Annotated in this window: 11 protein-coding genes; 3 read left to right on the top strand and 8 right to left on the bottom strand. The window is 67.3% G+C overall.

What is annotated here, in order from left to right; translation table 11 throughout:
- Positions 1–379: 379 nt before the first annotated feature.
- Positions 380–2,002, bottom strand: a complete 1,623-nt coding sequence (locus FJ694_RS34390; protein ID WP_157272029.1) for a methyl-accepting chemotaxis protein — start codon at positions 2,000–2,002, stop codon at positions 380–382.
- Positions 2,003–2,443: 441 nt separating this feature from the next.
- Here FJ694_RS34390 and FJ694_RS34395 point away from each other — a divergent pair, with 441 nt between their 5' ends.
- Positions 2,444–2,677 carry a response regulator gene (locus tag FJ694_RS34395; protein WP_232540358.1) on the top strand — a complete coding sequence of 78 codons (234 nt, stop codon included), beginning with the start codon at positions 2,444–2,446 and terminating at the stop codon, positions 2,675–2,677.
- Entirely contained in the window at positions 2,674–2,892 is a 219-nt protein-coding gene (locus FJ694_RS34400; RefSeq protein ID WP_157272030.1) for a response regulator, read from the top strand. The genes FJ694_RS34395 and FJ694_RS34400 overlap by 4 nt, the downstream gene beginning before the upstream one ends.
- An 83-nt stretch (positions 2,893–2,975) precedes the next feature.
- On the opposite strand, the gene FJ694_RS34405 is transcribed toward FJ694_RS34400, so the two are convergent.
- Positions 2,976–4,019, bottom strand: a complete 1,044-nt coding sequence (locus FJ694_RS34405) for an ATP-binding protein (protein ID WP_198321154.1) — start codon at positions 4,017–4,019, stop codon at positions 2,976–2,978.
- A gap of 78 nt (positions 4,020–4,097) precedes the next feature.
- Between FJ694_RS34405 and FJ694_RS34410 the strand changes: the two genes are divergently transcribed.
- Positions 4,098–5,135: an IS110 family RNA-guided transposase gene (locus FJ694_RS34410; protein WP_157272032.1), complete on the top strand. Its 1,038-nt coding sequence runs from the start codon at positions 4,098–4,100 to the stop codon at positions 5,133–5,135.
- Positions 5,136–6,122: 987 nt separating this feature from the next.
- Here the strand turns inward: FJ694_RS34410 and FJ694_RS34415 are convergent.
- The 6 genes from FJ694_RS34415 to FJ694_RS34440 all read right to left on the bottom strand — a co-directional run bounded on the left by FJ694_RS34415 (position 6,123) and on the right by FJ694_RS34440 (position 13,017).
- Positions 6,123–6,506, bottom strand: coding sequence for a response regulator (locus FJ694_RS34415; protein WP_157272033.1), 384 nt, complete (start codon positions 6,504–6,506; stop codon positions 6,123–6,125).
- 168 nt (positions 6,507–6,674) lie between these two features.
- Positions 6,675–7,427, bottom strand: coding sequence for an SDR family NAD(P)-dependent oxidoreductase (locus FJ694_RS34420; RefSeq protein WP_157272034.1), 753 nt, complete (start codon positions 7,425–7,427; stop codon positions 6,675–6,677).
- 503 nt (positions 7,428–7,930) lie between these two features.
- On the bottom strand, positions 7,931–9,922 hold the full coding sequence (locus FJ694_RS34425; RefSeq protein WP_157272035.1) for a nitric oxide reductase activation protein NorD: 1,992 nt from the start codon (positions 9,920–9,922) through the stop codon (positions 7,931–7,933).
- 21 nt (positions 9,923–9,943) lie between these two features.
- Entirely contained in the window at positions 9,944–10,750 is an 807-nt protein-coding gene (locus FJ694_RS34430) for a CbbQ/NirQ/NorQ/GpvN family protein (protein ID WP_157272036.1), read from the bottom strand.
- Positions 10,750–12,132, bottom strand: coding sequence for a cbb3-type cytochrome c oxidase subunit I (locus FJ694_RS34435; protein WP_157272037.1), 1,383 nt, complete (start codon positions 12,130–12,132; stop codon positions 10,750–10,752). Before FJ694_RS34435 ends, FJ694_RS34430 begins: the two co-directional genes overlap by 1 nt.
- An 18-nt stretch (positions 12,133–12,150) precedes the next feature.
- Complete coding sequence (locus FJ694_RS34440) at positions 12,151–13,017, bottom strand: c-type cytochrome (RefSeq protein ID WP_157272038.1); 867 nt, start codon at positions 13,015–13,017, stop codon at positions 12,151–12,153.
- Positions 13,018–13,055 lie beyond the last annotated feature (38 nt).

Genomic DNA, 13,055 nt, shown 5'->3' on the forward strand with positions numbered 1-13,055 from the left:
GTCCAGCCGCCGCCGCCTGACGACTTGCCTGCCTGCTTCCATCCTTGTCGCTCCTCATGCGTTACCGATGAGGGCATTGTTCGGATGGCAAGGCCGCGGTGAAGGACGCCGCAGGGCGACCGCTTACACTGCGTTGAAAATGGGTGGCGCACTATAGGCGCCCCTTCTCGTGGAGCGGGATGCGATCGCGACGAGTCTTGTGCTGCCGCAAATCTCTGCGCCAAACGGGTCCTGCCAGGCCTACGCTACGCAAGTCCAGGATGTTCCAGCGTCGGTTACCAAAGCATCTATTGGACATGCTGTTTCTACCGCGCTTCCTATGCATTCCCGCCATCATGGGAAGAGGATTGGACTCCTTGCGTCCTCGTGACCTGGAAGACTAGGCCGGACATGGCGTTGCTCTAAAGCTGGCTAGTCCATTGGAACGGGCTGGCACCAGGGCTGCTGAGCTGGACGCGTCGATCCGGAAACCACTGACCACTTCGGTAAGTCGCTGCGCTTGGTGTTTCAGGCTCTCCGCGGCGGCGGCGCTCTGCTCCACCAACGCGGCGTTCTGCTGCGTCACCTGGTCGAGCTGCGCCACGGCCTCGCCAACCTGGTTGATGCCCTGGCTCTGCTCGTGGCTGGCGGCGCTGATCTCGCTGATCAGGTCGCTCACGCGCTTGACCTGGATGACGATGTCGCCCATGGAGCGGCCGGCGTCATTGACCAGCTGCGAGCCGGCCCCCACCTTCCCGACGCTGGCATTGATGAGCGCTTTGATCTCCTTGGCGGCGGAGGCAGCACGCTGCGCCAGCGAGCGCACCTCGCCTGCGACGACCGCGAAGCCGCGGCCCTGCTCGCCGGCGCGCGCGGCTTCCACCGCGGCATTGAGCGCCAGGATGTTGGTCTGGAAGGCGATGCCGTCGATGACGCCGATGATGTCGGCGATCTTGCGCGAGCCGGCGCTGATGTCCTCCATCGTCGCCACCACCTGGCCCATCACCGCGCCGCCGGCCTCGGCGGCGTGGCTGGCGCTGGTGGCCAGCTGCGTGGCCGCGGCCGCGGTGTCGGCGTTCTGCTTCACGGTCGAGGTCAGCTGCTCCATGGAGGCGGCCGTCTCTTCGAGGTTGCTGGCCTGCTCCTCGGTGCGCTGGCTCAGGTCGGCGTTGCCCATGGCGATCTGCTGGCTGCCCGTGGCGATCGAGTCGCTGCTCTGGCGCACCTGGCCGACGATCTGCACCAGGCTGTCGTTCATGGCCTGCAGCGCGGCCAGCAGCTCGCCGGTCTCGTCCTGGCGCGTGACCGTGATGCGCGAGCTCAGGTCGCCCGCGGCCACGGTCTGCGCCACCTGCACGGCCTGGCGGATCGGGTCGGTGATGGAGCGCGTGAGCCACCAGGCCAAGCCCGCGCCCACCAGCAGCGCTGCCGCGCCCAGCGCGAGCATCTGCATGCGCGCAGTGGTTGTGTCTTTGGTCAGGGCGTTTGCGCTGTCCGCGACCAGTTGCTTCTGCAGTGCCGACATCTCTTCCACTTGCAGCTGCAGTGCGTCGATGGCGGGCAGCGTCTGGGCCATCAGCAGCCTTGATGCCTCCTCGCGCTGGCCCGAAGACAGCAACTGGTCGACCTGGGTGAAGGAGGCTACATAGTTGCCGCGCAACTCCTTGATCCTCGTGATCAGCGTCTTGCCCTTGTCGGTGTAGACAAGCCGCTCCAGAATTTCCAGCGACTCGGCCACCTTCTGCTTGTTGCGGGCTATGTGGCCGCGGATGCGGTCCATGTGCGCGGCATCCTGGGCGAAGAAGAGCTCCATCGTGCGCCGCGCATTGGCGCGGGTGTATGCGTTGAGCGTGGTGGCGGCATCGGATTTCACCATGTCCAGCTGTACGGTGCGGTCGGTACTCGCCTTCACCTTGTCGAGATTCAAAAATGCCGTTGCCAAGGCAACTATCATCAGCACCAGCACGGCGGTAAAGCCAAGACCCAGACGTACGCCCAGGCGAAGATTTTTCAGTTTGTTCATGATCTGTTGTGGCGTTTGGCAAGCGACTGTTGAAAGCACTCGGGACAGTGCTCGCTGAGCCTTGGTGGCTGCTCTTGCTTCGGAATTCCGCGGTTTTCTTGTAGTCAGTGGCCGTGACATTGATTGATTTGCGTCAATAAGCTGGCACAACGCCGTGAAGATCACCGAGGCTGGCACCGTCAGGTTGCGCGCTCAGCAACTGCAGCATCGGGCCAGTGGCTGCTGGTGCGCTTCTCAATCGAGGACACGGGCGTGGGCATCCGGCCGAAACAGCTACCGCGCCTGTTCCAGGCCCTCTAGCAGGCCAACGCCTCCACCACGCGCGAGCACGGCGGCCCGGGGCTCGGGCTGGCCATCACGCGGCGGCTGGCCGAGCTCATGGGCGGCAGCGCCGGCGCGCGGCCGCGCGAGGGCGGCAGCGTCTTCTGGTTCACGGCCTGGTTGCAGCGCGGCACGCCGGCGGAGCAGCAGTCACCGGCCACAGACCAAGCCGATGCGCTGCAATACCTGCGAGGCTGCGGCGCGCAGGTCCTGCTCGCCAAGGACAACGCCGTCAACCGTGAGATCGCGCTGGCGCTGCTGCGCAACGCAGGGCTGGAGGTGGACGTCGCGGAAAAAAGGCGGCCAGCAGGTGCTGGAGCGGCTGCAGCAGCGGCGTTGCGACCTCGGACATGAAGATGCCCGTGATGGACGGGCTGCAGGCCACCCACGCGCTGCGTGCCCTGCCCGGCTTCGAGCGGCTGCCGGTGCTGGCGCTCACGGCCAACGCCTTCGACGATGACCGTGCGGCCTGCCTGGCCGAGGGCATGAACGACTTCGTCTCCAAGCCGGTGGAGCCGCTGGCGCTGTACGCGACGCTGGCGAAGTGGCTGCGTGACGATGCGCGCTGACCGCTTGTCGGTATCCCGCCGTCGTTGGCCTGGCGGGCTCTGCATGGAGCAGTACGGCCCTCATCATCTGGCCATTTCTTCGCTCACCGGCAGTACCGCTCCAACATCCCTTGGAGCTGCGCTGACTGGAATGGCTTGACCAAGACATCGTCCATGCCGGCGTCGATGCAGCGCTGCCGGTCTTCAGGCAGCGCGCTGGCAGTCAGCGCCACGATGGGTGTGCGCAGCCAGCCACGCGTTGCTTCCAGGGCGCGGATGCACCGCGTGGCATCCAGGCCGTCCATCTCCGGCATGTGCATGTCCATCAGCACCACGTCGGGCCGGTCGTCGCCGTAGGCCTGCACCGCCTCCACGCCGTTGGTTGCCTGATGCACCCCCATGTCCAGCGCCTGCAGGATCGCGCAGGCCAGCGCCATGTTGACCTCGTTGTCCTCGGCCACCAGCGCACGGCGGCGCGCGAGGCAGCTCTGCGTGACCTGGCCTGCTACGGCGGGCGGCTTGCGACCGGGCTCTGATGCCGGCGGCAGCTTCAGCACGAACCAAAACTCGGTTCCCCGGCCCAGTTCGCTGTCCACACCCAGCTCGCCGCCGTGCAACTGCACCAGGCTGCGCACGATGGCCAGGCCCAGCCCTGTGCCGCCGAAGCGCCGCGTCGTGGAGCTGTCCGCCTGCATGAATGGCTCGAAGATGCGCTCCCGGTCGGCAGCGCTGAGTCCGATGCCCGTGTCCCGCACCGCCACGCGCCAGCGCCCGGCCTCCAGCGTCGAGAGCTGCAGCACCACGCCGCCCGTGGCCGTGAACTTCACGGCGTTGGACAGCAAGTTGTTGAAGATCTGGCTCAGCCGCAGCGAATCGCCCAGCAGCCAGGCCTGCGTGACGGCGGGCTCCAGCACCAGTTGCAGTGACAGTCCCTTGGACTGGGCCCTGGGCTCGAAGAGCGCCACGGCATCGCGTGCCAACTGCACTAGATCGAGCGGTTCCCGTTCCAGCTCCAGGCGGCCGGATTCGATGCGCGAGAAGTCCAGCACGTCGTCGATCACGCCCAGCAGCAACTGGCCCGAACGCTCGATGACCTGGAGCTGCTGAAGTTGTTCGGGTGGAAGTGGCGCCTCCTGGGGTAATGGCATGGACGCCCCCACTCGAACTGGCATCAGCGTGCCCGAGGTAGTAATACAGAACTACCGGAACCGAGAGGAGCGTCCGCCATGAACGTTACGACATGCGGGATCGACCTGGCGAAGAACCTGTTCCAGGTGCACGGCGTGGATCGCCGCGGCAAGGCCGTGGTGAAGAAGCAGCTGCGGCGCGATCAGGTCGCGGAGTTCTTCGCCAACATGCCGCCGTGCCTGATCGGCATGGAGGCCTGCTCCGGCGCCCACCACTGGGCGCGCCAGCTCACGGCGCTCGGGCACACGGTGAAGCTGATGGCCCCGAAGTTCGTCAAGCCCTACGTGAAGTCGAACAAGAACGACGCGGCCGACGCCGAAGCAATCTGCGAGGCCGTGGCCCGGCCCAACATGCGCTTCGTGCCGGTCAAGAACGTCGAGCAGCAAGCAGCGCTTTCCCTGCACCGTGCCCGTCAAGGTTTCATCAAGGCCCGCACGGCCCAGGCCAACCAGATCCGCGGCCTGCTGGCGGAGTTCGGTCTGATCGTTCCGCAGGGCATCAAGTATCTGTCGCGGCGCGTCCCGGAGCTAATCGAGGATGCGACCAAAGAACTGCCCGGCACGTTCCGGCTGCTCGTCCAGCGACTGCTGGAGAACCTGCAGTACCTCGACAACCAAGTCACCGAGATCGAAACACAGATCAACGCCTGGCATCGCAGCAATCCGCTGAGCCGCAAGGTGGCAGCGATTCCCGGCATTGGCGCGCTCACCGCCAGCGCGCTGGTGGCAGCCGTGGGCGATGCCAAGACGTTCGACAACAGCCGGCAGTTTGCAGCCTGGCTGGGCTTGGTGCCCAAGCAGCACTCCAGCGGCGGCAAGACCGTGCTGCTGGGCATGAGCAAGCGCGGCGACTGCTACTTGCGCACGTTGCTCATCCACGGCGCCCGCGCGATGCTCAGCGCCTTCGAGCGCACGAAGAAGGCAGCGTACGACTGGGTCGGGAAGTTGGCCGAGAGGCGCTGTCCCAACATCGCCATCGTCGCCCTGGCCAACAAGAACGCCCGTATTGCATGGGCCCTGCTGGCCAACGACCGAGAGTTCCGACCCGGTTACGCGCCAGCGAAGGCTGCCGCGTAACCAAGTCGGCAAAACGGCTTCAACTACTCAACTGCAACAGGAGATTCCCACCACCGATTGCTCAGGCGATCACGACACGATGGCAAGACAGGTAAGACCGTGGCCGGTAAAGCCCGAGTACGCCGTCGCACTTCGAGTGCTCTGGGGTAATGGGGAGCCGACCAGCTCATTCCATCCGGGACTGCAGGCCACCCACCTGCATCAAGTCCGAATGCATAGCTGCAATCTTCCCTTCAAGCCCTCGTTGAAAGACCGCCTGGCATTTTCGGGGGCGTCCATGCATTGTCGTACTTTTCGGGAAAAATGGTGCGCTTCTGGCCACTTTTTCCTTTGCCGACAAGCACTTAGCGAGCGCATTGTGTCGCCGCTCGGGCGAGCTACCCAACCTTTTGATTTGATTGGGTTTTTCGCAGCGAAGCGCACCATTTTTCCTAAAAAGTACGACAACCCCGGTACGGGAGCAGCGGTTCTTCCAGCACCGGTGTTGTCTGCGCCCATGCCCGGCAGCGGCACCAGGGATAGAACACCGTGACGGAGCCTGGGAGGTGGATGGCGAACCCGGTGTTCCCAGGGGTCGCCATTCACGATGCCGAGCCCTGCTCCATGGCACCGCCCGCACAAATGAAGCAGCCCGCTGGCGGTAGTGGCCGCACGAGCGGGCTGCCAGTCATCCGCAAGGTTGAGGCAGGAGCGGTACTGGGTCGGTCTTTCGGCGTTCCGTTCTGGCTCGGCACCGCCTCTTGGATGGCAGGCTGAATCTACGCCTTCGCCACCGCAGCGCAATCAGGCCTGTGACGGCGAAGGGAACTTGATCGGATGGACCGGACAGTCCCTGTTCGAAACACTGCAAGCCATCCAAGGCCCCGCAGCGCGAAGTCATGACCTGCACTGCAAGGGTGAGCCGACTGCGCCAGCGTAGCGGACAAGGTGACGGCTGCCGCATGGCGGCCGGTCCAGGGTCGGTTGCGTGCTGATGTCGAACCAGGCTCAGTGGTGTTGTCCAAGGCGGTGGTCAAGCCACTGCAGCAGCTTCGCGTACAGCGCCTGCAACTCCACGGGCTTGGCGATGAAGTCGCTCATGCCGGCGGCCAGGCAAGCCGCACGGTCCTCGTCGAAGGCATTGGCCGTCATGGCCAGGATCGGCAGCCGCCGCAGCTCGGGCAGCGCGCGCATCGCACGCGTGGCCTGGCCGTAGCCGCTCAAGGCAATGATGGCGACGCCGGCCGTGGCTGGGTCTGCGCGCAGCGCCCGGGGACGCCACTGCCGGGCTATGTCCAGGCCTTCCGGGCCGCTGCGCGCCACCCTCACCGTATGGCCATCCATTTGCAGCAGCAGCGCCAGCGAGTCGGCGGCGTCGGCGTTGTCGTCCACCACCAGGAGCGTCGTGGGCGCCAGCCGCGGCGGCGTGGCCGGTATGGCTGGGGTGACCGGTGCTTCGGCGCTTCGCAGGCATCACAGCTGTTGACGCCGACACCAATTCTGACCCGGCGCCAACAATCTGCTTCAGCGGCAGGTAAGCCGAGGCGATGCCCACACCACTCAGCCGATGGTATATCCGCCATCCACCACGATCTCCTGGCCGTAGATGAAGCGGGCCTGGTCGGATGCCAGGAAGACGGCCGTATCGGCGATGTCGCCAGGCTCGCCAAAGCGCTGCGGCATGAGCCGCGTGGTGATCTGCGCGGCCACGCCCTTCAGCGCCGCTTCGGGCAGGCCCACGGTGCCCCACAGCGGCGTGGCGATCGGCCCCGGGGCGACCGAATTGACGCGGATGCCGCGCGGTGCCAACTCCGCTGCCAGCGTCTGCGCAAAGGATTTCAAGGCCGCTTTGCTCGCGTTGTAGGCGGCCAGCCCGGGAAACCCCACCTGCGTGAGGAAAGTGGTGACGAACAGCACCGCACCGCCGCTGTTGATGTGCGGCAGCAAGACGCGCACCGTCTCGACGGCGCCGAAAAAATTAGCATCGAACTGCTCGGCCATCGCCTCGCGCGTGCACTGCTCGAACGGGATCACGCGCGCGATGCCGGCATTGGGCACGACGATGTCGACCTTGCCGAAATGCGCGCGCACCTGCTCGGCCAGCCGCTCGATGTCCGGGGCGTGTGTGACATCGGTCTCGACGGTGAGCACGCCTTCGAGCCCCGCCACGGCGGCCAGGCCCTCGGGGTTGCGGCCGCAGGCGATCACGCGTGCACCCGCGGCCACGAAGCGCTCCACCATGGCGCGACCAATGCCGCTGCTGGCGCCGGTGATGACCGCGGTCTTGTGCTGCAGGGGCAGGGAAAGTGACATGAGTAGGACTCCAGGAAGCAGGTCAAAGATGGGACAGCGAAACGCTGTGGGCAGGGGCACGTGGCTGTGGATGATGCAGTTACCCTGCCAGGCAGGCTACCGGCTCTGCGTAATCAGTCCTTGAACCAATGCAAGGATATTGGCGCCGGCACGAGCTTTCGCCAGTCTTCAACAACGTGCCGGCTCTTGCTCGAGCCAGCATACGGAACGTGAGTCGTTGACGCCGCAAGCAATGGAGCGTTCGACGGTGGTGCAATTCCCTCTTGGAACCCCAGTTGGATCCAGCTTGGGCCTCAATACACGGCGCTGGCCTACCCTAGCCCTAACGCGTCTGGCACGTACGGCTTCAATACCAGTGACCCACGCAAGGCCAGCGGCGCGTATGCCCAAGGCCCTCAACGTCAACGCCATGTCCAGCCCTGCTTGCAGCAGCCGGCCTGCACCGACACGGTGATGCGTTCCTGCAGGCAGGCGCGGAAAGTAAATCCGGCTCTCCGATCCGGTCAGGCTGACGCCAGCAGTTGCCGCAGCCACTGCAACAGCAGCAGGGACAGCCGCTCAGGCTGCTGCAGCAGACCCCAGTGGCCGGGCGGGAACACCTGGGGCATCCAGGCCGCGGCCTGGCGCTCGACGGTCAGGGCGAAGGGGTACTGTCCCAGGGCGCGGGCTTCCTGCACGGCATGCCGAAGGTCCTGGACTGCGATGCGCCCCTCGTAGCCATCGTCGTCCTGCGGCTTGCCGTCGGACAGCAGCAGCAACAGCTTGTGGTGCTCCGCTCTTCGCGACAGCAGCCACGAGGCATGGCGCAGCGCGGCGCCGGTGCGCGTGCAGTGCTGCGGCTCCAGCCCTGCGATGCGCGTTGCCACCGCTTCCCCGCCTGGCTCGTCGAAATCCTTGATCCGCCACAGCTGTACCCGCCCTGCCCCACGGCCGCTGAAGGCAAGCAGCGCATGCGGCTCGCCCAGCCGCTGCAGCGCCAGTGCCAGCAGCAGCAGCCCCTCGCGTTCGACGTCGATCACGCGCCGCTGGCCAGCCAGCCAGCTGTCGGTGGAGCCGCTGATGTCGATGAGCAGCACGCAGGCCAGGTCACGGCGCAGCAGCCGCTGGCTGCGGTAGATGCGCGGGCTCAGCGGCAAGCCGGCCCGGAAATCAGCCCGCGCCTGCACCAGCGCGTCGAGGTCAATGTCGTCGCCCTCGACCTGGCCGCGCAACTGCACGCGCTGCGCGCGCAGCAGCTCGAAGCGCTTGACCACGCCGTGGAGCAGCATGTGGTGACGGCGCAATGCGGCTCGCACCCACTCCTGCGAGCCTGCCTCGGCCGGCCGGACCCAGACGGTGGCTCCGGGACGGCGATAGCACTGGCCGCGCTCATCCCACTCCGGGTACTCGAAGCGTTGTCCACGCTCGTCCACGCCAGCCGATGCACAGGCGGGTGCCGGCTGCAGCGGGGGCGGATCGTCGGACAGCAGCACCTCGTGCGCGCGCTGGGGCGTGCGCACCAGGCGGGCGGCGTCGAGCTCGGCAAGCGACTCGGCATGCGACTGCGCGCTCTCCTGCGTGTCGCGATCGGCGGGGCGCTGCAGACCGGCCGGGTCCTCGGCCTTCTCGTGAGGCTGGGCCGTCTGCACCATCCAGGCGCCGGGCTTGGTGTCGTCCTCGCCCTCCTGGGCCTGGCGCACCTGCGGGCGACGCGGCAAGCGGGCGCTGCGCAGCGGCGCATCGAGTTCCTCGTCTGCCTGCGCCTGCGCGGCGGTGACCGCCGTGGCCGCGGCGCCGGATTCGGGCTGGCGCCACTCGCCCGTCCACCAGTCCTTGTGCAGCCGGGCATCCTTCAAGAACTCCCGTGCGGCCAGGGCCTGTGCTTCGTCCAGCAGTTGCCGCGGTCCTGGCGCGGCAGCCGGCATCAGCGGCTCCCGCAGGCGTGAGCGCAGCATCTCTTCCAGTGCCCGGCAGGCCGCGGGCAGGCGGCGTGATTCGGGGCGCCTTTCCAGGGACAGCGCACGCAGCCGCTGCAGCGCCGGCCGCAAGCCTGGCAGCTTCTTGAGCAGCTCTGCTTCCACCCCCAGCGACTCCAGCATGAGCAGGATGTCGCGCACGGCAGGGGGTGCCGTGGCTGCCACCGCCGGCGTGCTGCGTGCCGCGCGCTCGGCCTGCTGCAGCGCCATGGCCCGGTAGAGCAGCGGCACGTCAGCGGCCGGCACGCCCGCCAGTTCGGCAGGCAGCCACAGGCTCGTGCCGTCCGTGCCCGGCAAAGGCTGCGTGGGGCGGGCCGGCTCACGGCGCCACCAGCGGGCCAGCAGCGTCAGCGGCGCCGGCGCTTGCGCCGCGCGCAGCACGAAGGGCCGGCCGTGCAGTGCCCGCAGCAGCACGTCCAGCCGCGGCGCCACCTCGGCCAGCCCGGTGGTCGATGCACCGGTCGGGCGAACGCGGCGCTGCTGGATCCAGGCCACGCCGTGGCGCGCCACATCGACCAGGACGTCCTCGGCCTCGGCCATGCTCAGCCCACGCGGTGCGAACTACACGAAGCTAGCATCGACCAGTTCCTGCATGGACTCCAGCAGCACCGGGTCGTCCGACAGCGGCGCCACCAGCGCGGTACGGCAGGCCGCGCGGATGTCGGTGCCAACGGCCGCCAGCCGCGCCGCGGCCACCAGCAGCCGCGTCCCCGGCACCTCGCCGAGGCCCTGGGCCTGCAGCGAGCGCAGGCGCTGCGCCAGCTCCACCAGCCCCGCCGCGGTGGCGGCGTCGCAGCCGGATTCGCGCTGCACCACGCGGGCCTCCTGCGCCGGCTCGGGGAAGTCGAACTCCAGCGCGACGAAGCGCTGGCGCGTGCTGGGCTTGAGGTCCTTGACCATGCGCTGGTAGCCGGGGTTGTAGGACACCACCAGCATGAACTCAGGCGGTGCGGCGAGCTGTTCACCCGTCTTGTCGATGGGCAGCAGCCGGCGGTGGTCGGTGAGCGCGTGCAGCACCACCACCGTGTCCTGGCGCGCCTCGACCACCTCGTCGAGGTAGCAGATGGCGCCCTCGCGCACCGCGCGCGCAAGCGGCCCGTCATGCCAGGCGGTACGGTCGTGGTGCACCAGGTAGCGGCCCACGAGGTCGCTGGCGGCCAGGTCATCGTGGCAGGCCACCGTCACCAGCGGGCGCCCGAGCCGCCAGGCCATGTGCTCGACGAAGCGGGTCTTGCCGCAGCCCGTGGGCCCCTTGAGCAGCACGGCCAGACGCTGCGCGTGGCAGCGCTCGAACAGCGTGCACTCTTCTCCGCGCGGGACGTAGAAGGGCGCGTCCCGGGTCGTCTCGCCGGATACGGGCAGCGTCATCAGGCGGGTCGTTGCCGGGCGACAAGCGGCGTGGCGCCCGGGCCTTCACTGCCCTCGGCCACCACCTCCAGCCGGGGCGCGCGTCGGAAGAAGTCCCAGATGAACAACGCCGCGCCCACGGTGAACAGCGTTGACGTGGCCATGAGCATCAGGAAATGGACCTGGATCTTGAGCTGCGAATCCAGGTAGCCTAGGCCCATGATGCGCTCCAGGTAGACCTGCGCGATGCCTGCGGTGGCAAACGACAGCGTCATGCCGAACATGCCCGAGATCTGCAGCCAGAAGGCCCAGTAGCCCAGCGTGCTGCCCTGTTCCCGGCGGCCGGGCGACATCGCCGGCAGCGTGTAGCTGATCATGGCCATCACGATCATGGCGTAGGCGCCGTAGAAGGCGGCATGGCCGTGCATGGCCGTGATCAGCGTGCCGTGCGTCCACTTGTTGACCGAGGGCCAGGTGTGGGCCAGTCCCAGCAGGCCGGCGCCGAAGAGCGTGAACACCGCGCTGCCCAGGGTCCAGTGCAGCGCCAGCGTGTTGGGATGCGACATCCCGGAGCGGCGCATGGCCGAGTAGGCGTACATCGCCATGCCCACCAGCGCCAGCGGCTCCAGCGCGCTGAACAGCCCGCCGATGGGCAGCCAGTAGGCAGGCACGCCGACCCAGTAGTAATGGTGGGCCGTGCCCAGGATGCCGGCGAGGAATACCAGGCCGACGATGACGTAGAGCCATTTCTCCATGACCTCGCGGTCGGCGCCGGAGAGGCGGATCAGCAAGTAGGCCAGGAAGCCGCCCTGGATCATCTCCCACACGCCTTCGACCCAGAGGTGGATCGTCCACCAGCGGTAGAAGATGGCCACCGTGTAGTTGTCGAAGTCCAGCAGCGAGGGCAGGTACAGCACGGCAGCCCCGGCCAGGCCCAGCAGCAGCACGCCCTCGGTAGCGGTGAAGCGCCCGGACTTGCGGATCGTCATGACGATGTTCCACAGGAACATCAGCATCACGACCACGATGACGAGCTTGTGCGGCAGCGGCTGCTCCAGCAGCTTGTTGCCCGTGCCCCAGCGAAAGAGGTAGCCCACCACCGCCGTCACGCCCATGACGACCCACAGCGCGAGCTGCACGTAGGCCAGCTTGACGCTGTGGAGCTCGGTGCGGCTCTCGTCGGGCACCATCCAGTAGGTTGCGCCCATGAAACCCGTGAGCACCCACACCACCAGCAAGTTGGTGTGGATCACCTTGGTGACGTCGAAGGGCAGGATGTAGAGCAGCGGATCGGGCCCCAGGTACTTCGCCGCGGAAAGCAGCCCGAACACCAGTTGCAGGCCGAACAGCAGCATGGCCACGGCGAAGTACCAGTAGGCCACGGCCTGCGAACGGTATCTCATGGCTTCCTCCCGGGACGGTTACTTGAGCGTGGCCAGGTAGGCCACGAGTTGGTCGATCTGCTGGGGCTGCAGACCGCTGCCGTAGGTGGTGGGCATGAACGACTGGCCGTTGGCCGAGTACATCGCCCCGGGCACCAGGTGCGCACTGGGCTGCACGATCGCCTCGCGGATGTAGCCCTCGGCGTCGCGGGCATTGCCCTTGTAGCCGGGGTCCGCCACCGTCTGTGCGGCGCGGGTGGCCAAGCCAGCCAGCGTCGGCCCGGCCATGTTGACGCCCGGCGCCACCGAATGGCAGGCATTGCAGGCCGGCTGCACGGAGCGGAACACCGCCTGGCCCAGCGCGATGGGGTTGTCCTGCGCTGGCGTCACCGGGCGTGCACCGGGAGGCAAGGCCTGCGCGGGCGGCTCGGATTGGCTGCGCTGCGCCGCGCTCATGTCGGTGCCGGGGATGGTTGCGCCCGTCACGAGAATGGGCCGCGGCGGCCAGCCCTGGTTGTCCACCTTGCTGATCCAGTCGAGAAAGACGATCAGGTCCTTGATCTCCTGCTCGGAGAGGTTCTGCCGCGGCATGAGGCGGCGGTGGCGCTGCTCGTCATAGAACTGCGAAGGGTCGCGCATGTAGGCCGTGAGGTAGGCCTCGCCACGGTGCTGCGTGATCTTGGTGAGGTCCGGCGCGTAATAGGCCCCCTCGCCGAACAGCGTGTGGCAGTTGATGCAGTTGTACTTGTGCCAGACGTCCTTGCCGGCCACGACCTGGGGCGTGAGGTTCTGCGCATTGGTGAGCTTGTCGAACTGGCGATGGCTGTCGAGCGTGAGCCCGCCAAACACCAGTGCCGAGACGGCCGTGGCCCCGATGGCAAAGAAGCGGGCCTGTCGCTTGTCCATGTCCGGGCCCTATACGCCGATGCCCGACCAGTGGGCCA

The organism is Azohydromonas aeria (assembly GCF_009760915.1).
GTDB classification, from domain to species: domain Bacteria; phylum Pseudomonadota; class Gammaproteobacteria; order Burkholderiales; family Burkholderiaceae_C; genus Azohydromonas; species Azohydromonas aeria.

Excerpts from the sequence above, each read along its gene's own strand:
- FJ694_RS34410 (WP_157272032.1), top strand. The coding sequence starts at position 4,098 with ATGAACGTTACGACATGCGGGATCGACCTGGCGAAGAACCTGTTCCAG.
- FJ694_RS34435 (WP_157272037.1), bottom strand. The coding sequence starts at position 12,132 with ATGAGATACCGTTCGCAGGCCGTGGCCTACTGGTACTTCGCCGTGGCC.
- FJ694_RS34390 (WP_157272029.1), bottom strand. The coding sequence starts at position 2,002 with ATGAACAAACTGAAAAATCTTCGCCTGGGCGTACGTCTGGGTCTTGGC.
- FJ694_RS34400 (WP_157272030.1), top strand. The coding sequence starts at position 2,674 with ATGAAGATGCCCGTGATGGACGGGCTGCAGGCCACCCACGCGCTGCGT.
- FJ694_RS34420 (WP_157272034.1), bottom strand. The coding sequence starts at position 7,427 with ATGTCACTTTCCCTGCCCCTGCAGCACAAGACCGCGGTCATCACCGGC.
- FJ694_RS34425 (WP_157272035.1), bottom strand. The coding sequence starts at position 9,922 with ATGGCCGAGGCCGAGGACGTCCTGGTCGATGTGGCGCGCCACGGCGTG.
- FJ694_RS34440 (WP_157272038.1), bottom strand. The coding sequence starts at position 13,017 with ATGGACAAGCGACAGGCCCGCTTCTTTGCCATCGGGGCCACGGCCGTC.
- FJ694_RS34430 (WP_157272036.1), bottom strand. The coding sequence starts at position 10,750 with ATGACGCTGCCCGTATCCGGCGAGACGACCCGGGACGCGCCCTTCTAC.
- FJ694_RS34405 (WP_198321154.1), bottom strand. The coding sequence starts at position 4,019 with ATGCCATTACCCCAGGAGGCGCCACTTCCACCCGAACAACTTCAGCAG.